At 58.6% G+C, this 22,706-nt stretch carries 22 protein-coding genes; 12 read left to right on the forward strand and 10 right to left on the reverse strand.

Features of this window, described 5'->3' with window-relative positions; translation table 11 throughout:
* Window positions 1–3: 3 nt before the first annotated feature.
* Window positions 4–669 carry an SDR family NAD(P)-dependent oxidoreductase gene (locus ACR0DH_RS09555; RefSeq protein WP_480548629.1) on the reverse strand — a complete coding sequence of 222 codons (666 nt, stop codon included), beginning with the start codon at window positions 667–669 and terminating at the stop codon, window positions 4–6.
* 274 nt (window positions 670–943) lie between these two features.
* Between ACR0DH_RS09555 and ACR0DH_RS09560 the strand changes: the two genes are divergently transcribed.
* On the forward strand, window positions 944–2,512 hold the full coding sequence (locus ACR0DH_RS09560) for a 2-isopropylmalate synthase (protein WP_480548627.1): 1,569 nt from the start codon (window positions 944–946) through the stop codon (window positions 2,510–2,512).
* Window positions 2,513–2,596: 84 nt separating this feature from the next.
* Here the strand turns inward: ACR0DH_RS09560 and ACR0DH_RS09565 are convergent, their stop codons facing one another.
* Window positions 2,597–3,469 (reverse strand): LysR family transcriptional regulator, encoded by an 873-nt coding sequence (locus ACR0DH_RS09565; RefSeq protein ID WP_480548625.1) that lies wholly within the window; start codon window positions 3,467–3,469, stop codon window positions 2,597–2,599.
* A 90-nt stretch (window positions 3,470–3,559) separates the two neighbouring features.
* Here ACR0DH_RS09565 and ACR0DH_RS09570 point away from each other — a divergent pair, with 90 nt between their 5' ends.
* Complete coding sequence (locus ACR0DH_RS09570) at window positions 3,560–3,865, forward strand: YciI family protein (RefSeq protein ID WP_480544312.1); 306 nt, start codon at window positions 3,560–3,562, stop codon at window positions 3,863–3,865.
* A 79-nt stretch (window positions 3,866–3,944) separates the two neighbouring features.
* Here the strand turns inward: ACR0DH_RS09570 and ACR0DH_RS09575 are convergent, their stop codons facing one another.
* A complete protein-coding gene (locus ACR0DH_RS09575) occupies window positions 3,945–4,730 on the reverse strand; it encodes a 23S rRNA (adenine(2030)-N(6))-methyltransferase RlmJ (RefSeq protein WP_480544313.1) in 786 nt (261 codons plus the stop codon).
* A 155-nt stretch (window positions 4,731–4,885) separates the two neighbouring features.
* Between ACR0DH_RS09575 and ACR0DH_RS09580 the strand changes: the two genes are divergently transcribed.
* Genes ACR0DH_RS09580 through ACR0DH_RS09605 form a run of 6 tightly spaced genes read left to right on the forward strand, consistent with a single transcriptional unit; the run spans window position 4,886 to window position 11,452 of the window.
* Complete coding sequence (locus ACR0DH_RS09580) at window positions 4,886–5,932, forward strand: rod shape-determining protein (RefSeq protein ID WP_170535929.1); 1,047 nt, start codon at window positions 4,886–4,888, stop codon at window positions 5,930–5,932.
* A 58-nt stretch (window positions 5,933–5,990) separates the two neighbouring features.
* Window positions 5,991–6,893, forward strand: a complete 903-nt coding sequence (gene mreC, locus ACR0DH_RS09585; RefSeq protein ID WP_480548623.1) for a rod shape-determining protein MreC — start codon at window positions 5,991–5,993, stop codon at window positions 6,891–6,893.
* Complete coding sequence (locus tag ACR0DH_RS09590; protein WP_480544315.1) at window positions 6,886–7,422, forward strand: rod shape-determining protein MreD; 537 nt, start codon at window positions 6,886–6,888, stop codon at window positions 7,420–7,422. The genes mreC and ACR0DH_RS09590 overlap by 8 nt, the downstream gene beginning before the upstream one ends.
* The gene (mrdA, locus tag ACR0DH_RS09595) at window positions 7,419–9,368 is read left to right on the forward strand and encodes a penicillin-binding protein 2 (RefSeq protein WP_480548621.1); all 1,950 of its coding nucleotides are present in this window, start codon (window positions 7,419–7,421) and stop codon (window positions 9,366–9,368) included. Before ACR0DH_RS09590 ends, mrdA begins: the two co-directional genes overlap by 4 nt.
* Window positions 9,365–10,504 (forward strand): rod shape-determining protein RodA, encoded by a 1,140-nt coding sequence (gene rodA / locus ACR0DH_RS09600; RefSeq protein WP_480548619.1) that lies wholly within the window; start codon window positions 9,365–9,367, stop codon window positions 10,502–10,504. Before mrdA ends, rodA begins: the two co-directional genes overlap by 4 nt.
* A 15-nt stretch (window positions 10,505–10,519) precedes the next feature.
* On the forward strand, window positions 10,520–11,452 hold the full coding sequence (locus ACR0DH_RS09605; RefSeq protein ID WP_480548617.1) for a 2-hydroxyacid dehydrogenase: 933 nt from the start codon (window positions 10,520–10,522) through the stop codon (window positions 11,450–11,452).
* A 13-nt stretch (window positions 11,453–11,465) separates the two neighbouring features.
* Here the strand turns inward: ACR0DH_RS09605 and ACR0DH_RS09610 are convergent, their stop codons facing one another.
* From ACR0DH_RS09610 to ACR0DH_RS09635, 6 genes are all read right to left on the reverse strand, one after another.
* Window positions 11,466–13,481, reverse strand: a complete 2,016-nt coding sequence (locus tag ACR0DH_RS09610; RefSeq protein ID WP_480548615.1) for a M3 family metallopeptidase — start codon at window positions 13,479–13,481, stop codon at window positions 11,466–11,468.
* Window positions 13,482–13,557: 76 nt separating this feature from the next.
* On the reverse strand, window positions 13,558–14,607 hold the full coding sequence (locus ACR0DH_RS09615; RefSeq protein WP_480548613.1) for a HesA/MoeB/ThiF family protein: 1,050 nt from the start codon (window positions 14,605–14,607) through the stop codon (window positions 13,558–13,560).
* On the reverse strand, window positions 14,607–15,062 hold the full coding sequence (gene dut / locus ACR0DH_RS09620; protein ID WP_480548932.1) for a dUTP diphosphatase: 456 nt from the start codon (window positions 15,060–15,062) through the stop codon (window positions 14,607–14,609). The genes ACR0DH_RS09615 and dut overlap by 1 nt, the downstream gene beginning before the upstream one ends.
* Before the next feature lie 31 nt (window positions 15,063–15,093).
* Window positions 15,094–16,290, reverse strand: coding sequence for a bifunctional phosphopantothenoylcysteine decarboxylase/phosphopantothenate--cysteine ligase CoaBC (coaBC, locus tag ACR0DH_RS09625; protein WP_480548611.1), 1,197 nt, complete (start codon window positions 16,288–16,290; stop codon window positions 15,094–15,096).
* A 63-nt stretch (window positions 16,291–16,353) separates the two neighbouring features.
* Entirely contained in the window at window positions 16,354–17,178 is an 825-nt protein-coding gene (locus ACR0DH_RS09630; protein WP_480548609.1) for a ChaN family lipoprotein, read from the reverse strand.
* The gene (locus ACR0DH_RS09635; protein ID WP_170535908.1) at window positions 17,175–18,053 is read right to left on the reverse strand and encodes an RNA polymerase factor sigma-32; all 879 of its coding nucleotides are present in this window, start codon (window positions 18,051–18,053) and stop codon (window positions 17,175–17,177) included. Before ACR0DH_RS09635 ends, ACR0DH_RS09630 begins: the two co-directional genes overlap by 4 nt.
* Before the next feature lie 100 nt (window positions 18,054–18,153).
* On the opposite strand from ACR0DH_RS09635, the gene cobU reads away from it, so the two are divergent.
* The 4 genes from cobU to ACR0DH_RS09655 are packed head-to-tail and all read left to right on the forward strand — an operon-like array spanning window position 18,154 to window position 21,755.
* The gene (cobU, locus tag ACR0DH_RS09640; RefSeq protein ID WP_480548607.1) at window positions 18,154–18,675 is read left to right on the forward strand and encodes a bifunctional adenosylcobinamide kinase/adenosylcobinamide-phosphate guanylyltransferase; all 522 of its coding nucleotides are present in this window, start codon (window positions 18,154–18,156) and stop codon (window positions 18,673–18,675) included.
* The gene (locus ACR0DH_RS09645) at window positions 18,672–19,250 is read left to right on the forward strand and encodes a histidine phosphatase family protein (protein WP_480548605.1); all 579 of its coding nucleotides are present in this window, start codon (window positions 18,672–18,674) and stop codon (window positions 19,248–19,250) included. The genes cobU and ACR0DH_RS09645 overlap by 4 nt, the downstream gene beginning before the upstream one ends.
* A gap of 58 nt (window positions 19,251–19,308) precedes the next feature.
* Window positions 19,309–20,193: a glutathione S-transferase gene (locus ACR0DH_RS09650; protein ID WP_480548603.1), complete on the forward strand. Its 885-nt coding sequence runs from the start codon at window positions 19,309–19,311 to the stop codon at window positions 20,191–20,193.
* Between the two features lie 47 nt (window positions 20,194–20,240).
* Window positions 20,241–21,755, forward strand: coding sequence for a YifB family Mg chelatase-like AAA ATPase (locus ACR0DH_RS09655; protein ID WP_480544326.1), 1,515 nt, complete (start codon window positions 20,241–20,243; stop codon window positions 21,753–21,755).
* Here ACR0DH_RS09655 and gshB read toward each other — a convergent pair.
* The gene (gene gshB, locus ACR0DH_RS09660; RefSeq protein ID WP_480548601.1) at window positions 21,752–22,684 is read right to left on the reverse strand and encodes a glutathione synthase; all 933 of its coding nucleotides are present in this window, start codon (window positions 22,682–22,684) and stop codon (window positions 21,752–21,754) included. The two genes, ACR0DH_RS09655 and gshB, sit on opposite strands and share 4 nt — an antisense overlap.
* Between the last annotated feature and the right edge of the window lie 22 nt (window positions 22,685–22,706).

Consider the following 22,706-nt stretch of genomic DNA (forward strand, 5'->3'; position numbering starts at 1 on the left):
CCCCTACCACGGTACGCGCGCTCCTGACCAGTCGAAGAACCCGCCCGTGTCTTCGGGCGTCAGCCCGTCAATCACGCTCAGAAGGTTTTTGGCAGCTATATCCGGCTCAACAGCGGGATGGCGGCCAAGATATTTCTGTGTGAACGCCGTTTTGACCGTGCCGGGATGCAGCGCGACGCAGATCGCTTGTTTATGCGTACGGGCCAGTTCAATTGAGGCTGTGTGAACCACCTGATTAACCGCCGCCTTAGACGCGCGATAGCTGACCCAACCGCCCATGCGATTATCCCCGATCGAACCAACTCGCGCCGAAAGCACCGCAATCACTGACGGCCTGTTTCGAGTCAGTAGCTTATGCGCCCGGCTCAAAACCAATGCCGGTCCAACCGCGTTCAAGGCGAACTGATCCATCATGGCCCGCGCTGTCACCGCGCGCATGGTCTTTTCAGGCTGCGCGCCGTTGATTTCTAAAGCTCCGGACGCGACCAGAACCAAATCGAACGGATATTGAAAAGCATCGAGTGTTTTTAAGGCTGCCTCGGGTTCAGTCAGATCGAACCCATCACCTGAACGCGACAATCCTGTCACCGCCACCTGCTGCGAGGTAAGCTGATGTCTCAGCGCACTGCCGATGCCACCTGATGCGCCAATGATCAAAGCCGTTTTCATATTGGGCGACCTAGCGGTCTGGCCCCTGAGGTCAATAAAACGATCAAATCGCCCCCATCCTAATTTTGGTTCTTTTCATTCGCCGCATGCTCTGTATAACCTCATCCCATGATCAACCACGCAGATATCCTTGTTGCCGACACCACCCTTCGCGGTGCGTCGCTGCGTGGCCTACTGATCCTAATCCGCCTCTGAGCGTGCCATCCGGCGCGCCCGCTCAGAGGAGGACGCCAGCGCGCCATAGGCTTTAGGACAGAAGAAGAAAGAGAATCCCATGACCAACGTGACCGACCAAGACCGCGTCTTGATCTTCGATACCACTTTGCGCGACGGCGAGCAGAGCCCCGGCGCAACCATGACCCATGATGAAAAGCTGGAAATTGCTGAACTGCTGGACGAGATGGGCGTCGACATCATCGAAGCCGGTTTCCCAATCGCTTCCGAAGGCGATTTCAAAGCGGTGTCCGAGATTGCCCAAAGGTCGAACAACAGCCGCATCTGCGGCCTGGCCCGTGCCAATTTCGCCGATATCGACCGCTGTTGGGAGGCGGTGAAACACGCCGAACAGAACCGCATTCACACCTTTATCGGCACCTCGCCGCTGCACCGCGCCATTCCAAATCTGACCATGGATGAAATGGCGGATAAGATCCACGAAACGGTCAGCCACGCGCGCAATCTGTGCGAAAACGTCCAGTGGTCGCCGATGGATGCCACCCGGACCGAATGGGATTACTTGTGCCGCGTGATCGAGATAGCCATCAAGGCCGGGGCAACGACAATTAACATCCCCGATACTGTGGGCTATACCGCTCCGGTCGAAAGCGCTGACCTGATCAAACGCCTGATCGAGACAGTACCGGGCGCGGATGAGGTAGTTTTTGCCACCCATTGCCACAACGACCTTGGCATGGCGACCGCGAACTCTCTGGCCGCTGTCGCCGGTGGCGCGCGTCAAATCGAGTGCACCATAAACGGTCTGGGCGAACGCGCTGGCAATACAGCCTTGGAAGAGGTCGTGATGGCCCTGCGCACCCGCAATGACATCATGCCCTGGCACACCGGCATCGACACTACCAAGATCATGCATATCTCGCGTCGTGTGGCGACGGTGTCCGGCTTCAACGTACAGTTCAACAAAGCCATCGTCGGCAAGAACGCCTTTGCGCATGAAAGCGGCATCCATCAGGACGGGATGCTCAAAAACCGCGAAAATTTCGAAATCATGCGCCCTGAGGATATCGGTCTGTCGGGCACCTCTCTGCCATTGGGCAAGCACTCGGGCCGCGCCGCGCTGCGCGACAAGCTGGAAACGCTGGGCTTCGAGGTTGGCGACAACCAATTGCGCGACATCTTTGTGCGGTTCAAAGATCTGGCCGACCGCAAGAAAGAGGTGTTCGACGATGACCTGATTGCCCTGATGACTCTGGATGAGGCGGATGACCATCTGCAACTGGTGTCGATGAAAGTCACCTGCGGCACGGGCGGGCAAGCCGAAGCAACGGTCGAGTTGGAAATGGATGGCAAGGACATCATCGCAACCGAGCATGGCGACGGCCCGGTTGATGCCGCGTTCAAGGCCATCCGCGCGATCCACCCGAACACCGCGCGCCTGCAACTCTATCAAGTACACGCAGTGACCGAAGGGACGGACGCGCAGGCGACGGTTTCGGTACGCCTGGAAGAAGATGGCATGATCGCAACAGGCCAATCAGCGGATACCGATACGGTCGTGGCCTCAGCCAAGGCCTATATCCACGCCTTGAACCGTTTGATCGTACGCCGGGAAAAGGCCGGCCCCGGCGCAGATGCGCGCGAGATCAGCTACAAAGACCTGACCTGAGCAAAGTCTTCCAAACATGGAGCTCCCGCACCCGCGGGGCCCAGCTGCTACGAAACGAATGAGCGACGCCTCGTGCGTCGCTCGTCAAACCCAGTCTAAATTGCCAAGCCAGTCTTTAGCCGCGTTGATTGATAGTCTTGAAGTCTGATCGACATGTGACAGCAACCAGATTTCCCGAGTTGGGGGTCTAGCGCCACCATCCAGTTCTACTTCTCGAAATCGCGGATCGTTAGAGACAATCGCACTTGGAAGCAACGTTTTCCCAATCCCCGCCGCAACAGCTTGCATCCCGGTCTCGATATCCGCGATTTTCAGATTGGCACGCAAATTGGAGGGCTTCGCAGCGTTTTCGAGCCAACGTGCTTGCGGTAAATTCAAATGTGCGTCGTCATAGGTGATCCAACCCAGATCACTATCTCGGGTCGATGAGAGTGAGCTTGCTGCGTAGGCTGCGAATGATAACTCGCCCAGCTTTTGCGCTTTGGTTCGCAATCCTCCGGCATGCGGGCGCGCGAAGCGCACCGCAAGATCGGCCTCGCGCTTGGACAGATCCAAATTGTCAGAAGTTGGAACCAACTCAACGGTCAGGCACGGGTGCAAACGTGCCAAGGCTGCCATGCCAGGCACCAAAAAATGGTTCACGACAAACGGCACCGAACTGATGCGGACGCTACCCGAGACCTTACGCGCGCAATCACCTGACATTTCTCCGATTGTAACATTCTCTGCCTCGATGGATTCAGCATGAGTCAGGATTTGCAGCGCCGCATCTGTCGGCTCGTATTGTCCGTTGGCACTGCGCAAGAACAAATTGGTTTCTAGCGCCTGCTCCAGAGCCTTGATCCTGCGGGCAACCGTCGTTTCGCTGACACCGAGCGCGCGTCCTGCGCGTGCAAGCTTTCCTTCGCGGCGAAGGGCCAGAAGATACTTGAGATCGTTCCAATCATGATCCTGCATTTTTGCAGGTTAAGCTGTCATTTTTACTGGCTCAACTTTCGATTTTGATGTGGCAGTCTATTTGGGCACGCAACTCAGTGGAGGTTCAAAATGAAATTCATTATCCTTTTCGAAGATGCACCAAATGCCGACCCCAACATACGCAAAACACATATGTCAAAGCATCTGGATTTTCTTGAGTGGAACTCCGACAAGATCGAAGCAGCCGGCCCTTTGTCAGATACAAACGAGCAAGGGCGCGATGGTTTGTGGATCATTGAGGCGGGCTCAGAGAGTGATGTAGATCAACTCGTTCACGAAGATCCATTTTGGTCGACAGGTCTCAGAAAGTCTTACTCGATCATCAAATGGAAACAGGTTTATGCGAATGGCATGAGGCAGATCGAACCAAGCTGACGCATTGCACCGTGCAGGGTGTAACACCGTTTGAGGCAATCGTCGCAACAAAGCGCTTCGCAGCGCACCACCCTTGCGTCTAAAGAGACGCGAACCGATGTGAAAGGCGAGCCATCTCTCGCTCAATCCCAAACGGTGCGTTCAGGATGAACATCCCTGAACCGACCATCCGGTGCCCCTCGCGTGCGGGTGGAAATCTCACTTCGTGAAACACGGTCTTCGGGTAGTTTTGCGACCTTAGCGCCTCGATCATGGAAGCGTGGCGCCCATCGGTCAGGATCGGGTACCACAAGGCGATTACACCCACATTCCATTTGCGATGGAATTTAGTGATGAGCCCCGGCAGGCGTGCATAGTCGGCTTTCACCTCGTAGCTGGGATCAATCAGCATCAGCCCACGCCGCGGGGTCGGCGGCAGCAGGGATTGCGCCAGTTCAAATCCATCCTGCTGATAGGTCTTCGCCCCATAAGATGACACTGTCAAAGACAGGGCCGCAAACTCCTGCGGGTGCATCTCTGCGAAATGCAGCGCGTCCTGATCCCTCAGCAGTTGCGCCGCGATCAAGGGTGACCCGGGATAGGCCGGCGCACCATGTCGCGCCTGTGTCGTCTGCAGCACCTGGGTCATCGGATGATCAGCCCCGAACCATGCCTCACGCCGAGCACGCTCGATCCCGGCTGCTGCTTCGCCGGTTCGAACCGCTTCTTCCGCGTCCAACTTGTACAGACCGCGCCCGGAATGCGTTTCGATATAGCTGATCGGCTTGTCCTTGCGGGTCAGATATTGCAGCACCCACGCCAACAAAGCGTGCTTTTGTACATCAGCCAGATTTCCAGCGTGGTAAATATGTTGATATGAGAGCATTTTGCCTTCTAAAGTCCCTATCAATGAGGCGAAAAGGTGCTGATTGTCGCGGAATCAGCCCTTTTACCGGGCGAGTTGGCACCCTATAAGTCATCCGTCCCGGAACCGTCGAGTCGCGGGCAGTAGAAAAACTGACATACAGGATCAGGGGAAACATGGGGATCTTAGGCAATCTGGGCGGCCTGTTCACTTCGGACATGGCCATCGACCTTGGGACAGCGAACACGCTGGTTTATGTCAAGGGTCGCGGTGTGATCCTGTCTGAGCCCTCCGTTGTTGCCTACCACGTCAAGGACGGGGTCAAAAAGGTTCTGGCCGTTGGCGAAGACGCCAAGCTGATGCTGGGCCGGACCCCCGGTTCGATCGAGGCCATCCGCCCGATGCGCGAAGGTGTGATCGCCGATTTCGACACCGCTGAAGAAATGATCAAGCACTTCATTCGCAAAGTGCACAAACGCTCGACATTCTCTAAACCCAAGATCATCGTCTGCGTCCCCCATGGCGCGACTCCGGTTGAAAAACGTGCGATCCGTCAGTCGGTTCTGTCTGCCGGTGCGCGCCGCGCCGGTCTGATTGCCGAGCCGATTGCGGCGGCGATTGGTGCTGGGATGCCGATCACAGATCCGACCGGAAACATGGTCGTAGATATCGGTGGCGGTACCACCGAGGTCGCTGTTCTATCGCTAGGTGACATCGTATACGCCCGTTCGGTCCGCGTGGGCGGAGACCGCATGGATGAGGCCATCATCTCGTACCTGCGCCGCCAGCAAAACCTGTTGGTGGGTGAATCCACAGCTGAACGGATCAAGACCACAATCGGCACCGCGCGCATGCCCGACGATGGCCGCGGCCAGTCGATGCATATCCGCGGTCGCGACCTGTTGAACGGCGTTCCCAAGGAAATCGAGATCAGCCAGGCTCAGGTTGCAGAAGCGCTGTCAGAACCTGTGCAGGCCATCTGTGAGGCCGTGATGACCGCCTTGGAAACCACGCCGCCCGATCTGGCAGCGGACATTGTGGACCGGGGCGTAATGCTGACGGGTGGGGGTGCTTTGTTGGGCGATCTTGATCTGGCACTGCGCGAACAGACCGGTCTGGCGGTGTCGATCGCCGATGAAAGCCTGAATTGTGTGGCTTTGGGCACCGGCAAAGCGCTAGAATACGAAAAACAGCTGCGCCACGCGATTGACTACGAAAGCTAAGGCGCGCACCCTTTGAGCATTGGGTGAATTCGGCACGAGCAGCACGGGAAGGTAACCTGTGGCAAAAGACCGATCACAGCGCGATGACTACACGGCCCCGCTGCGCCGACTGTTGCTGGGGATTGTCGTACTGTGCCTGCTGGGCATTTTCATTGTCTGGCGCATTGACAGCCCAAGGGTCGAACGGTTCCGCGCACAGGTGGTGGACGCTGTTGTCCCATCAATGGAATGGGCGATGGTCCCGGTCACGGCAACGGTCAATCTTGTTCGTGACTTTCAAAGCTACCAAAGCCTCAGCGAACAAAATCAAGAGCTGCGCAGCGAATTGCGCCTGATGCGGGCGTGGAAAGAGGCCGCGCTGCAATTGGAGCAGGAAAACGCGCGCCTTTTGGATCTGAACAATGTGCGTCTTGATCCGCGCCTGACTTACATAACCGGCGTTGTCATGGCCGACAGCGGCTCTCCGTTTCGGCAATCGGTTCTTTTGAACGTGGGCGCCCGGGACGGAATCGTTGATGGCTGGGCCTCGATGGACGGGATTGGGCTGGTGGGCCGCATCTCGGGCGTGGGGCCTGATACTGCGCGGGTCATTTTGCTGACCGATGCGTCCAGCGCGATACCGGCGACCATCCAGCCTTCTGGGCAAACAGCCTTGATTGCGGGTGACAACACCCCCGCTCCTGCCGTCGAGTTTCTGGAAAACCGGGAACTTGTGCGACCCGGGGACCGAGTGACTACGTCGGGGGACGGAGGCGTTTTCCCGGCCGGACTACTGATCGGGCAAATCGCGGAGGACCCGGGGGGCCGCTTGCGCGTGCGCCTGTCCGCCGATTTCGAACGGTTGGAGTTTCTTCGCGTTCTACGCTTCAACGCAGCCCCGACCATTCGGGATCCCGGCACTGTTGTCGGGCCAACACAGCCCGAAGCGGCCCTAACATCCGGGGAAGCCGGCGATGGATAGACCCGCCTCTTACAACTGGGCCATGCGCGGGCTTTATGTCCTGATAGCGTTTCTTGTTCTTTTCCTGCACCTGCTGCCACTGAACGCACAGCCGGATCGCTGGCCTTTTCCCGACATGATAATCGCGCTGACCTTTGCCTGGGTGCTGCGCCGCCCGGAATATGTTCCAACCTTGTTGATTGCCGCTGCGATGCTGATGGCCGATCTGTTGTTGCAACGACCTCCAGGGTTGCTGGCGGCTTTGGTCGTGCTTGGCGCCGCCTATCTGCACGGGGCCGCGTCGAGCATGCGAGATGCTGGGTTCGTCGGTGAATGGATATCCGTTAGCGTGGTCACTGCCGCAGTCTTTCTCGGCAATCGTATTATCTTGGCGATCGTGTCGATCGACCAAGCAGCCTTCGGGTCCGTTTTGTTCCAGTTGATCGTGACGATAGCAGCCTATCCTGTGATCGTCCTTCTCAGCCAATCCGTGTTCGGCGTACGCAGGGTATCAGCAGCGGATGCAAGTGTTGCGGGGGCGCGGGCATGAAGCAACGCAATCCCAAGGCGCAAGGCCTCGCCTATAAACGCCTCCCACGCCGAGCCTTGATTTTGAGCGGGTTGCAGGCCGCCTTCGTCGGCGGGCTGGCCGCGCGAATGCGGTTCATGCAAGTCGAACAGGCCGATCAGTACCGGCTTTTGGCTGAAGAAAACCGCATCAACCTCCGCCTGATCCCACCGACACGTGGCCGAATCTATGACCGCAACGGTCAGATCATCGGGCAAAACACGCCATCATATCGCATCGTTATCGTTCCCGAAGACGCAGGTGATCTGGACAAGGTGATCGCCAAACTATCCAACTTGATCCCATTGACCGAGGACGAGATCGAGCGCGCCAAGACTGAGATACGCCGCTCGGCTCCGTTCTTGCCAGTTACTCTGGCGGATCAGGTGACGTGGGAGGACATCTCGAAGGTCGCGGTGAACGCACCTGCCCTTCCTGGCGTGACACCCGAGGTGGGCTCGACCCGGCAATATCCCAGATACGAGGATTTCGCCCATATCGTCGGTTATGTTGGCCCGGTCAGTGACTATGACCTCAGCCAGATCGAAGACCCCGAACCGGTGCTGCGCATCCCCCGGTTCCAGATCGGCAAGGTCGGATTGGAGGCAAAACAGGAGATCTCGCTGCGTGGTCGGGCTGGGTCCAAACGGGTTGAGGTCAACGCGACGGGCCGTGTCATGCGCGAGTTGGATCGGCAGGAGGGTCAGCCGGGTGCCGACCTGCAATTGTCCGTCGACGCAGACCTGCAACAATACGCACAGGCCCGGCTGGCCGGGGAAAGCGCCGCCGCTGTTGTGATTGACTGTGAAACCGGCGATCTGCGCGCCATGGCCTCTGCCCCCAGCTTCGACCCCAATCTGTTCGTGCGCGGTATCTCGGTCGCAGATTATCAGTTCCTGACACAGGACAAGTATCGCCCGCTGGCTAACAAGACAGTTCAGGGCACTTATCCGCCTGGGTCGACTTTCAAAATGGTCACCGCACTGGCCGCACTAGAAGCTGGTGTCGTAGGCCCCGGAAATACGGTCTATTGCCCCGGCCATCTGAAAGTCGGCAGCCGCCGCTTCCACTGCTGGAAACGCGGCGGTCATGGAATGGTGGACTTGAATACATCTCTGAAACGCAGCTGCGACGTGTATTACTACGACGTGGCGATCAAGGTCGGCATCGACAAAATCTCTGAGATGTCCAACATCCTTGGCCTGGGAATCAAGCATGACATCCCCATGTCCGCCGTGCGCGCCGGACTGGCGCCCAATCAGGCATGGAAACAGCGGGTCCATGGCGAGGAATGGCTGATCGGTGATACGGCCAATGCGTCCATCGGGCAAGGCTTCATGCTCGCCTCACCGATGCAACTGGCCGTGATGACTGCACGGATCGCCACTGGACGCGCCGTTGCGCCCCGGCTGGTGCGGTCGATCAACGGGGTCGAACAGCCCTCGGGCGCGGGTGAAGCGCTACCGATCAGCCCCACCAACCTGCGCTACATTCGCGAGGCAATGTGGTCGGTGTCGAACGACCGACGCGGGACGGCCTATCGCAGTCGGATTATCGCCGAAGATTTCCGTATGGCGGGCAAGACCGGCACCAGCCAGGTCCGTAACATCACCAAGGCCGAACGGGCCGCTGGGGTGATCCGCAACGAAGACCTGCCCTGGGAACGGCGCGATCACGCCCTGTTCGTCAGCTTTGCACCCTATGACAATCCCAAATACGCGATTGCCGTGGTGGTCGAACACGGTGGCGGCGGATCAAAAGCCGCAGCCCCGGTCGCGCGGGACATCATGCTGCAGGCGCTCTACAAAGGCACCCCGCCGCTTGAGGCGTATCCGGTTGCCGACCGCGACCGCATCAAGGAACAGCAAAAGAGGCTTGAAGGCGATCGTCGCCCCAAAGCGCGTCCTGACGAAAAGGACCGCGCATGAGCTATCTTGAGTACAACGTCAAATCCACGCCATCGGGGCTTCGCAAGTTTCTATACATGAACTGGCCCCTGACGCTGTTGTTGATCAGCACGGCCAGTGCCGGCTTCCTGATGCTGTATTCCGTCGCTGGCGGATCATGGCTGCCTTGGGCCGAACCTCAGATGGAGCGGTTTGGTCTGGGCCTCACGGTCATGTTCATCGTCGCACTTGTGCCGATCTGGTTCTGGCGCAACATGTCAGTGCTGGCCTATCTGGGTGCTGTTGCGCTGCTGGTTTTTGTTGAGTTGTTCGGCACGGTTGGCATGGGTGCGCAACGCTGGATCGATCTGGGGTTCATGCGGCTGCAACCCTCAGAGGTCATGAAAGTCACACTGGTCATGCTGCTGGCGGCCTACTATGACTGGCTGCCGTCGCACAAAACCTCGCGCCCGCTTTGGGTGATCCTACCGGTGATCCTGATCCTGATCCCGACTTTCATGGTTTTGCGGCAACCGGACCTTGGAACCTCGATCCTTCTATTGGCCGCCGGTGGTGGATTGATGTTTCTGGCTGGTGTGCACTGGGCCTACTTCGCCGCTGTGATCGCGGCGGTCGTTGGCCTGATTGCGACCGTGTTCAACAGTCGGGGGACCGAGTGGCAGTTGCTGAAAGACTATCAGTTCCGCCGCATTGATACGTTTCTGGATCCCTCCACCGACCCTTTAGGCGCGGGCTATCACATCACCCAATCAAAAATCGCTTTGGGTTCGGGCGGATGGAACGGTCGGGGATTCATGCAAGGCACCCAGTCGCGCCTGAATTTCCTGCCCGAGAAGCATACCGATTTCATCTTCACCACACTGGCTGAAGAGTTCGGCTTTGTCGGCGGGATCACCCTGTTGGTGCTCTATGCGCTGATCCTGATTTTTTGCATGGTCACTGCGCTCTCGACCAAAGATCGGTTCTCGTCCCTAGTGGTGCTGGGGATTGCGCTGAACTTCTTCCTGTTCTTCGCAGTCAACATGTCGATGGTGATGGGACTGGCCCCGGTTGTGGGCGTACCGCTGCCAATGGTCAGTTATGGAGGATCAGCCATGCTGGTACTGATGGCCGCTTTCGGTATTGTCCAAAGCGCGCATATCCACCGCCCCCGCTAATCTGAAAGGCCCCTCATGACCGTCAACGTCCTGTTCTCTGCGCGCCCTGAATTGTGGCCGGTCTATGAGCCGCTTTTGTCTCAGGGTCTGGCCGAAGCCGGATTGGACGTGTATCTGGCCACAGATATCGAACCCGATCAGGTGGACTATGTCGTCTACGCGCCAAATGACGGCCTGCTGGACTTCAAACCCTATTCTCGGCTGAAAGCCGTCCTGAGCCTTTGGGCCGGGGTCGAAAGCATCGCCGACAACGAAACCCTGACCGTTCCATTGGCCCGTATGGTGGATCACGGATTGACTCAGGGCATGACTGAATGGGTCGTTGGCCACACCTTGCGGTATCATCTGGGCATGGACACCCATATCAGCGAACAGGATGGCGTGTGGACCCCAATAGCGCCCCCCCTTGCGACCGAGCGCACGGTCTGCGTGCTGGGGTTGGGAGAGTTGGGTCAAGCAGCAGCGCAGGCGTTAGCCGCGCTCAACTTTCACGTTTTGGGGTGGAGCCGTACCGAGAAAGACATTCAAGGCGTAACCTGTCTGTATGGAACAGAAGGTTTGCGAACCGCCTTATCGCAATCCGAGATCGTCATACTGCTGTTGCCGGACACGCCCGCGACTGAGAATACCCTGAATGCCGTGACTTTGGCACTAATGCCGACTGGGGCAAAGATCATCAATCCGGGACGCGGCCCTTTGATCGATGACGACGCCCTGCTGGAGGCGCTGAACACCGGGCAAGTCGGACACGCGACGCTGGACGTGTTCCGCATCGAGCCACTGCCACCCGAACATCCCTATTGGGCGCATCCAAACGTCACCGTCACCCCGCATATCGCATCCGAGACCCGGCCCGTTACCGCGGCACAGGTGATCTGCGAGAACATCCGTCGCGGCGAGACCGGTAAACCCTTGGTGCATCTGGTGGACCGCCAGTTGGGATACTGACGGCCCGGACAGGTCAGGCTACGATCAACCCGCGCCCTTTCAGCAAAGCCTCGACACCCGGCAGGCGGCCCCGGAAGGCCAGATACAGATCCTCGGCCTCGCGCGAGCCGCCGGTGGAGAGGATATTCTCTTCCAGCGCCTTGGCGCGTTCGGGGTCAAAGGCCCCTCCGGCCTCTTCGAATGCGGCGAAGGCGTCGGCATCCATGACCTCGGACCACATGTAGCTGTAGTAGCCCGCGCTGTACCCGTCGCCCGCAAAGACATGGGCAAAATGTGGGGTGGCGTGGCGCATCCCGATGGCCTTTGGCATGCCGATTTCGGCCAGAACCTCTGCCTGCTTGGCCATCGGATCCGCCGGGGCTGCGCCTTCGTGAAACGCCAGATCAACCAAGGCCGAGGCCACATATTCGACCGTCTGGAACCCTTGATCGAAATTGGCTGCCTTCAGCACCTTCTCCAACATCGCCTGAGGCATCGGCTCACCCGTCTCAGCATGGGTGGCGTATTCCGCCAGAACCTCGGGCACTTCCAGCCAGTGTTCATAAAGCTGGCTGGGCAGTTCGACGAAATCCCGCGCGACGGACGTGCCCGAGATGCTTTCATAGGTCACATTCGACAGCATCTGATGCAGCGCATGACCGAACTCGTGGAATAGAGTTCGCGCATCGTCATAAGATAGCAGTGCGGGATTACCCTTGGCGAAGTTGCACACGTTGATCACGACGGGCGCTTGTTCTTCGGGGAACTTCGCCTGCGCGCGCATGGCGCTGCACCACGCGCCGGACCGTTTCGAGCCTCGAGCGAAGTAATCACCAATGAAAACCGCCACATGTCGCCCGTTGCGTGTTACCTCCCACGCCCGGCAATCGGGGTGATAGAGGGGCACGTCGAGCGGCGCGAACTCCAGCCCGAACAGACGGTTGGCGCAAGCAAACGACGCCTCGATCATCCGGTCGAGTTGCAGGTACGGTTTCAGCGCCGCCTCATCCAGATCATGCTCGGCCTTGCGGCGCTTCTCGGCATAGTAGCGCCAGTCCCAGGCCTCCAGCGGGCCGTTCACGCCATCGTCTTGCATCATACCGGCCAGAATCTCAGCATCCGCATCTGCGCGGGTTTTGGCGGGTTCCCAGACCTGCATCAACAGATCGCGCACGCGGTCGGGCGAGCGGGCCATCTCGGTTTCCAGTTTGAAATCCGCAAAGCTGTCATAGCCCAGCAGCTTGGCGCGTTCTTCCCGCAGGGTCAGGATTTCGGCTGCAATCTCGCGGTTGTCGGTCTCGTTCCCATTCGCCCCTCGCGCAGCCCAAGCGCGATAGGCTATTTCCCGCAGGTCGCGGCGGGATGAGAATTGCAGAAACGGCACAATCAATGAGCGGGACAGGGTCACAACCGGCCCGTTCGCACCCTTTTCCTCACCCGCAGCGCGCGCCGCAGCGATCACGAAATCGGGCAGACCGTCCAGATCATCCTCGGCCAGTTCCATGAACCAGTCACGCTCATCCGCCAGCAGATTCTGGGTGAAAGAAGTGCCCAACGATGCGAGGCGAGACTTGATCTCTTGCATCCGGGAATCGGCCTCACCCTCCAGCGCAGCACCGGCGCGGACAAAGCCGCGATGGGTCAGCATCAGAACGCGCGCCTGTTCATCGCTCAGGTTCAGATCATCGCGCCGCTGCCAAAGATCGGCCACCCGGTGGAACAAATCCTTGTTTGATGAAATGCCCGAGAAATGCGCCGAGAGCTTCGGTGAAAACTCCCGCTGCAATTCTTCGCGTTTCGGGTTGCTGTCAGCGCCCGCCACTGTAAAAAACACCGACAGGACCTTGTCCAACTGCTCACCCGCCGCTTCAAGCTCTTCGATTGTGTTGGCAAAGGTAGGCACGTCCGGGTTTCCGGCAATCGCGTCGATTTGTGCGTTGTGCGCGGCCATCGCTTCGTCCAACGCAGGTGCGAAATCCCCATCTGAAATCGCGCTGAACGGGGCGATCTCAAAGGGCGTGGTCCAGTCGGACAGGATCGGGTTGGTCATGCAGGTCTCCTTTGCCCCTCAAGCTATGTAGAGGGTCAGCAATGGTCCAGAGGGGGAGTGAATTTTGACGTCGAAACTAAGTCCCAACCTGTCCGCAAATCGGGCAATCGGCGCGTTTCGACAGGGTGATTTTGCGGCTTTCGCCATAGAGCGCGTCATAGATCAGCATCTCACCGCGCAGGAAGGCACCGGCACCTGTGATCACCTTGATCGCCTCAACCGCCATCATCGACCCGACCACGCCGGGCAGCGGCCCGATCACTCCAGCCTCGGCGCAGGACGGGGCGAGCCCGGCGGCAGGCGCTTCGGGGAAAATACACTGGTAGCAAGGACCTGCGGTTGCGGGATCAAAGACGCTCAATTGCCCTTCCCATTGCGATAGGGCGCCAGAAATCAGCGGTTTGCCCAGTTCAACAGCCGTTTTGTTGGCCAGATAGCGGGTATCGAAGTTGTCCGTTCCGTCGAGGATCAGATCGAAATCAGCGAACAGATCGGCCGCGATTTCTGCAGTCAGGCGGCGGTTGTATGGCAGTACCGTCACGTTCGGGTTCTGCGCTTCCATTGCCTGTTGAGCGGAAAAAACCTTGGGCATTCCGATATCGGAATCGCAGTGAATGACCTGCCGTTGCAGATTGGCGTTCTCGACGACATCGTCGTCGATCACCCCGATGGTCCCCACGCCCGCAGCGGCCAGATATTGCAGGGCCGGCGCACCCAGACCACCTGCGCCAATCACTAGCACGCGCGCCTGTTTCATCTTCTTCTGACCCGGTCCGCCCAACTCGCGCAATACGATGTGGCGGGCATAGCGATCGAGTTCTGTTTCCGAAAACCGATCCGTGCGCACCTGAGGGTCTTGTTCGGACGCGGATGTGACCCGGCTACGTAGGACCTTGATGATCTTGCTATAGCCCAGAACCAACCCGATGCATCCCGCCAGCATCAGCCACATCGCAGCAGATCCGCCTGTCGCCTCGCGCAGTGGGTTACCATCCGGCAGAACCAGCTGCGCTAGGATAACACCTAACAGAAGAACGCCCACTGAAGCCATACGCGCGCTGCGGGAAACGCCTGCGATATAACCTACGCCCCAAAGCCCAGCGGCAAGCAGCAGAACCAGCAGCATCAGCCGTGCCCGGTGGACCCGAACCCGCCTGATCCGCGTTCGGTTTCGCTGAGTACTTCTGCAAACTGGAAATCTGCCTGAACCACCGGAGCAACGACCAGTTGCGCAATGCGTTTGCCATGCGCAACTTCGAAACTCTCTTGCCCCGTGTTCATCAGGATCACACCCAGTGGCCCGCGATAGTCGCTGTCGATGGTACCCGGCGTGTTTGGCAGCGTGATACCGTGCTTCAGCGCAAGCCCGGAACGCGGCCTGACCTGTACTTCAAACCCCTCGGGAATCTCGATCCGTAGCCCCGTCGGGATCAGTGCACGCTGTCCCGGCTCCAGAGTGATTGAGACACCATCCGGCAGGTTTGCACGCACATCCGCCCCAGCCGCTCCGCTCGTCTCATAGGACGGCAACGCAACCGAGGCATCTGCACCGGCTTCGCGGATCACTCGGATTGCAACCATCATCGTACCTCTTTGTTCAGGGCTATGGGCATCAGTTGCCCAAAGCCTCAGCAATCTTTTCCGCCAGTCGCGCAGCAACCGCATCCTTGCCCATGCGCGGCCATTCTTCGGTACCGGCATCCGAAATCAGCAGAACTGCATTCTCTGTGCCGCCCATGATGCCGGTCTGGGGGCTGACATCATTGGCAACGATCCAGTCGCACCCCTTGCGCTGGCGCTTTGCCGTTGCATGCTCAAGAACGTCGTTGGTTTCTGCGGCAAAGCCAACAACCAGCATCGGACGTCCGTACTCCATATGTGAGACACGTTTTAAAATGTCCGGGTTTTCGGCAAACTCAAGCGCGGGCAAGCCATCCTGCGTTTTCTTCAGTTTCCTGTCCGAAGCGCTGGCCACACGCCAATCCGCCACAGCCGCGGCAAATACACCCGCATCCACGGGCATGGCCGCATCAACCGCGTCCGACATCTGCTGAGCCGTTTCAACACGCACAACCTGCACACCTTCGGGTGGCGGCACATCTGCGGGTCCGGTGACAAATGTCACGTCCGCCCCCAAGGCTGCCAAAGCCCGCGCCACCGCTGTACCCTGCGCACCCGAGGATCGGTTGGCGATGTAGCGCACGGGATCAATCGGTTCATGAGTAGGCCCCGATGTCACAAGGATACGTTTTCCTTGCAGCGGACCATCTGCCAGTTGCGCTTCGATAGCCGCAACAATCTCCAATGGTTCAGACATTCTGCCAGGGCCGTATTCGCCACAGGCCATATCGCCTTCGTTTGGCCCGACAAAACGCACGCCATCAGCCTGCAATTGCGCAAGATTGCGCTGAGTCGCCGGGTGATCCCACATCCGCACATTCATGGCGGGCGCGCACAATACAGGCGTATCCGTGGCCATCAATAGGGTCGAGGCCAGGTCGTTCGCCAATCCCGCCGCCATCTTGCCGATCAGATCCGCCGTCGCCGGGGCGACCACAAGCAAATCGGCAGAGCGCGACAGCTGAATATGGCCCATCTCAGCCTCATCTGTCAGATCAAACAGGTCGCGATAGCATTTCTCGCCCGCCAAGGCAGACACGGACAAAGGTGTGACGAATTCCTCGGCAGCGCGGGTCAGAACTGGCGTCACGGCAGCGCCACGCTCTTTAAGGCGGCGGATCAGGTCCAGCGACTTGTAGGCCGCTATCCCTCCGCCAATGATCAGCAGGATACGTTTGGAAGCCAGCATGTTCAGCCTTTCCCGTTCTGGTCGGCGCTGACATTAGGCAAGGCCACGGCGTTGTACCAGCGGTTAATTCTGCACTTCAAAGGCTTGGCAGGGGTCTTCGCGATCTACTGCTGGGCTATCGATGACCACATCAAAGGTTCCTTCGATCTGCCCGTCTTCTGATTGGCCAAGGACAAAGACCTTCAATCCGGGACGTAGGCGAGACAAGAAGGTGGGGATGCCGCGATCCTTACGTGCATGACCGTTGCCAGTGATCACAGCCACGGGCCCACCGGTATCGTCCATTGCTTGCAGGATTGCGCGAGTCAGAACCGCATCGCGCAGGCGTTGAATCGCAACCATCTGCGGCAGCATCTGATCGGGCAAAGCATTACAATGAGCTGCAAGCTGATCCGCTTCGCGCGCCGCTTGTTCCTGCGCAGGCAGCGGCACCGTCAAACCATAGCGCGCCGCATCTGCACCCAGCGCGGTTGCCGCGCCGCGATCCATAGCAGCACGTGCTGCGGCGCGCGGCACCATCGCACCGTAAACCGGTGCGTCTGTGGCCTGGAAAATAGGATAATACATGCTGAGCGGCGGCCAGCCCGTTTCTGCCCAGCGCAGAATACGGCCCAGCTCTTCCGGGTTCGAGGCCGCCGTCTGAGCCAAACGTTGTGCGCCCTCTTCGGTGACCATTTCCCAAACGACAGCAGAAGGGGCAATCACCTCAATCGCCTCGGTCTGAACCTTGTGATGGTCCGGATTGTCATGAATCTCACCCAATATCACGACATCCGCTGCCTGCATCGCAGCAATCACGTCGTCAGGGATAAGGTGAGCAGCAATACCCGGGCGCGCCGGGATTGCCGTAACTGTCAGAGCAAAAAGAAGAATCGCAAATCGTGTCATGCGATGAAGTGTTGCACCTCACGCGATTGGGCTTCAAGGTTCTTACGCATCTTCGTGAAGGCGGCAGCCTCAAGCTGGCGCACGCGTTCCTTTGATAGACCAAGCTCGTCACCCAAGCTTTCAAGAGTTCGTGCCGGTTCCCGCAGCTTGCGTTCACGCACGATGAACCTTTCCCGATCATTCAGCGACTTCATCGCAGTCAGCAACCATTCGCGCAATTGCTCGGTATCATGGCTGTGTTCTACTGCTTCTGCAGCCTGCTCTCGATCATCTTCCAGCGCGTCAATCCACTCGCGTCCGTCCTCATCGGCAGATTGCACCGCATTGAGCGAGAAGTCCGACCCGGACAGGCGACCTTCCATCATCTCGACATCGCGCAGCGGTACACCAATCTCGGTCGCGATCATCTGGTGCAATTGATGGCGGTCCAACTCAAGACCCTCGGTTGCGGCCTCACGCTCCAGCCGCGCCTGAACACGGCGCATATTGAAAAACAAGGATTTCTGGGACGAGGTCGAGCCGGTGCGCACCATCGACCAGTTGCGCATCACATAGTCCTGAATGCTGGCCTTGATCCACCAGACCGCGTATGTCGAAAAGCGCACGCCCCGGTCGGGGTCGAACTTGTCGGCGGCTTTCATCAGGCCCAAACCGGCCTCTTGGATCAGATCGTTCATGGGCGCGCCGTAGCGCTTGAACTTAGCCGCCATCGAAATAGCTAACCGCATATAGGCGGTGATCAAACGGTGCAGGGCTTGTTCATCGCGTTGGTCTCGCCATGCATAAGCCAGCTTTAATTCAGTCTCCGCGTCAAGCAGTTCCGCCTTCATCGCTCGCCGGGACATCGAAAAGTCGGTCGCGTTGTCAAGTGCCATGAAACTCTCCCTATTTGATATTCGATGGCCGGGCTTGCCTTGCCGACCTATGGTCGATACGCAGAACCCAACAGACCGGATCACTTGAAAGGTAAGAATTGTGCTTCCCGATTTAACCTTTGTTCTGGGTGGGGCTGCATCGGGAAAGTCCGCCTTTGCCGAACAACTGGTTGTTTCATCGGGCAAAAGCCGCGTTTATCTGGCCACTTCACAAGTGTTTGATGATGAGATGCGCGCGAAAGTCGATCACCATATCGCGCAGCGTGGGCCGGATTGGCCAACGGTCGAGGCCCCGCTGGATCTGGCACCTGTATTGGCTGATCTAAACCCCGAACAGATCTGCTTGATCGATTGCGCCACCATGTGGCTGACCAATCACCTGTTGGCTGAGAGCGATCTGCATACTGCGCAGACTGACCTACTACAAGCCGTTAAAAACTGCCCGGCCCAGATCATCATCGTATCGAACGAGGTGGGGCACGGAATCGTCCCCGAAAACACTTTGGCCCGCCGGTTTCGTGAGGCACAGGGCCGATTGAACATCGCCTTGGCGGCACAGGCAGAGTTGGTGGTTCAAGTGACAGCAGGTCTACCGAGTGTTCTGAAAGGCGCACTGACGTGACGCGGTTGCATCTGGTCCGGCATGGCCCAACCCATGCCAAAACCATGGTCGGGTGGTCAGATCTTCCCGCTGATCTCAGCGACACCGCCGCCCTGAAGCGGCTGCATGACTATTTACCTCATGACGCCGTCGTTGTCTCATCAGACCTGTCGCGCGCCGTTGATACCGCATCCGCTATTCAAGGCACGCGTGCACGCCTGCCGCATCATCGTGATCTGCGAGAGATCAATTTTGGCGCATGGGAGTTGCGCGGTTTCAAAGAGATCGAGGCCGAGGACGCTGAACTGGCTTTTGCTTATTGGGACAATCCCGGTGACGTGCGCCCACCAGACGGGGAAAGCTGGAACGAGGTCCGCGCGCGCGTCGACCGCGCTGTTGACGCCCTGATCGCGAATCAACATGGCCGCGATATTGTGATCGTCGCCCATTTCGGGGTGATCCTGACGCAGGTTCAGCGGGCACTTGATCTGGACGGACAACAGACTTTTGCCCATCGTTTCGACAACCTGTCCGTCACCCATTTGACCTTTGAGGGAACAGGCTGGTCCGCAGGGGCGATCAATCACCGTCCGTGATCCCACTGCGCACAAATCACTGATTTACCAAACGCCGACCCGACGCCATCGTGGGCCCATGACCTATGATCTCTTTATCGGTGACAGGCTGTTTTCCAGCTGGTCCTTGCGTGGTTGGCTAATGCTGGAAAAGTTTGGCCTGCCCTATCGAAACCATATGATCGGGCTGTATTCCGGCACGATGGCGCAGGATATGCAGACCATCGCACCTGCGCGCCTTGTGCCCGCCTTGCGCATGCCCGACGGAACGGTCGTGGGTGAAAGCCTGGCGATGGCCGAAACGCTGGCTGAATGCCATCCGGATGCCGGGCTCTGGCCAAAAGATGCGGCAGAACGGGCGACAGCCCGGTGGCTCTGCGCCGAGATGACCGCCGGCTTCAGCGCCTTGCGTGAAGATTGCCCCATGCAGTTGAAACACACCTGGCAAGACTTCAACCCATCAGAGGATACGCTGGCAGATTTGGAGCGTGTTGAAACGCTGTGGGTTCATGCCCGCCAGATATCCGGGGCTGCAGATGGCCCATTGTTCGGAGCCTATTCACTTGCGGATGTGTTCTACACCCCGGTCGCGGCAAGGATTGTGGGCTATGGTCTGCCGGTGTCTGCTGCCAATCTCGACTATTGCCACTTTCTGCTTGGCCAGACCTCGGTACGGCAATGGCGAGCCATGGGACTGACAGTTGAGTACGATCCATTTCCCTACAATCATGGCTCCGTTTCTTCGCCCTGGCCCATCGGTGGCATATCAACCGCCAAAACTGTCGAAACCGGCCCCTCATTGAACGCGCACTGCCCGTATTCCGAGGAACCGGTGACGGATTTTCTGGAACTCGATGGGCAATGCTGGGGTTTCTGCAACGCATTCTGCCGCGATAAAACTGCCGCAGACCCCGAGGCCTGGCCAAAATTCATCGCCATGCGAGACGTCGTTAACGATTCCTAAACCGCAACCATGGCAGCAACGTCCTGTTAACCAAGAACAGGATTGCCATGGTCGCCCGCGCCCATACCGTTGCGTTTCAAGGGGTTGATGCCCGCCCAGTTGAGGTGCAATGCGCCGTTTCGCCCGGACTGCCGGCATTTTCCATCGTGGGTCTGCCCGACAAGGCGGTCTCGGAAGCGCGCGACCGGGTGCGTAGCGCGCTCAGCGCTATGGCTATCGCGCTGCCTTCGAAACGGATCACCATCAACCTGTCCCCGGCGGATTTGCCGAAAGAGGGCAGCCATTTCGACCTGCCCATTGCCGTCGCATTGCTGTCAGCGCTTGAGATCATCCCCGCCGACGCGGCAGAAGGAACGGTCGCATTGGGGGAATTGTCGCTGGATGGGTCACTGGTTCCTGTTGTCGGGGCCCTGCCTGCCGCGATGACCGCCGCGTCCGAAGAACGCGCCTTGCTGTGCCCCCGCGCCTCCAGCGCCGAGGCGGCTTGGGTCGATGCAACCCAGGTGATCGGGGCTGGTTCATTGGGCGATGTTGTGCGCCACTTTTCGGGCCAGACGCCGCTTGCCGCCGCAAAACCGGGTGAGGTGACCCTTGCAGCCAACCCACGTGATCTGCGCGATGTTAAGGGTCAGGAACGGGCCAAACGCGCGTTGGAGATTGCGGCCGCTGGCCGACACCATCTGATCATGATCGGTACGCCCGGATCGGGGAAGTCTATGCTTGCGGCCCGCCTGCCCGGGATTCTTCCCCCATTGACCCCGATTGAGGCTTTGGAAACATCAATGATCCAATCCCTATGCGGGCTGTTAAATGAAGGTGGGATCAGCCGCACTAGGCCCTTTCGGGAACCACATCATACGGCCTCGATGGCGGCGATTGTTGGTGGTGGTAAGGGCGCGAAACCGGGTGAGATATCGCTGGCCCATAACGGCGTGCTGTTCATGGATGAGTTCCCCGAATTCCCCCGAACAGTGCTAGAGACCCTGCGCCAGCCGATTGAAACCGGCGAAGTCATGGTCGCCCGTGCCAATGCCCATGTGAAATACCCCTGCCGCTTCATGCTGATCGCGGCGGCAAACCCCTGCAAATGCGGATATTTGACCGACCCGTCCCGAGCCTGTTCGCGTGCACCCGGATGCGGTGAGGACTACCTAAACCGCATTTCCGGCCCGTTGATGGACAGATTCGACCTGCGGATCGAGGTGCCGCCGGTTGCATTCACCGACCTCGATCTGCCGCCCTCTGGTGACAGTTCAGCCACCGTCGCCGCACGCGTCGAACAAGCACGGGCGGTGCAGGCCGCCCGGTTCGAGGGCCACAGTTCAGTACGTCAGAACGCCGACGTCGAAGGCAAACTGTTGGAAGAAGTTGCCGCGCCAGATGCTGAAGGGAAAGAGCTGTTGCTTAAGGCCGCTGACCGGTTTGGCCTGTCAGCCCGCGCGTTTCACCGCATTCTGAGGGTCGCGCGCACCATCGCGGACCTCGAAGGAGCACCTGATATCCGCCGCCCTCACGTGGCCGAGGCGCTGAGTTTTCGCATCAGCGCCAAGGTGATGGCTTAAACTTTGGCCTCAATCGCCTGCCAGATCTTTTCGGCAATGTTCTCACCATTGAACCGTTCAAGCTCTTGTATGCCGGTCGGCGAGGTCACGTTGATCTCGGTCAGATAGTCGCCAATGACGTCGATGCCGACAAAAATCTGGCCCTTTTCTTTCAGAAGCGGGCCGATTGCAGCACAGATCTCCAGATCGCGTTCTGTCAGCCCGATTTTCTCGGGCCGACCGCCCACATGCATGTTCGATCTGGTCTCACCTTCGGCAGGAACACGGTTGATGGCGCCGACGGCCTCGCCATCCACAAGGATCACGCGCTTATCGCCATTTCTGACGTCGGGCAGGAATTTCTGCACAATCAACGGCTCACGCGAAAAGCCGGTAAACAGCTCATGCAGAGAGGTCAGGTTGCGATCACCCGCATCCAGCCGGAACACGCCCGCACCGCCATTGCCATACAGCGGCTTCAGGATGATGTCCTGGTGCTTGTCCTTGAACGCTTTGATAGTTTGCAAATCCCGCGCAATCGTGGTGGGCGGTGTCAATTCCGGGAAATCCAACACCAGCAGTTTTTCAGGATAGTTGCGCACCCAGAACGGATCATTCACGACAAGCGTCTGACCTTTGAGCCGATCAAGCAGGTGTGTCGACGTGATATAGTGCATATCGAACGGAGGGTCCTGACGCAGCCAAACGACATCGAAATCAGCCAGATCAACTTCGCGCTCTGGCCCAAGTATCGCCGGGTCGCCGGGGACGCGCTGAACCGTCATATCCTGACCCCATGCCGTGATCCTGCCTACTTGATAGGCCAATTGGTCCGGGCTGTAGAAGAACAGTTCATGACCTCTGGCCTGAGCCTCTTCCGCCAGGCGGAAAGAACTGTCGGCATTGATGTCCACGTCCCCAATCGGGTCCATTTGAAAGGCGATTTTCATGGCATGTCCCTCAACTTCATGC

The organism is Ruegeria sp. I1 (assembly GCF_056532675.1).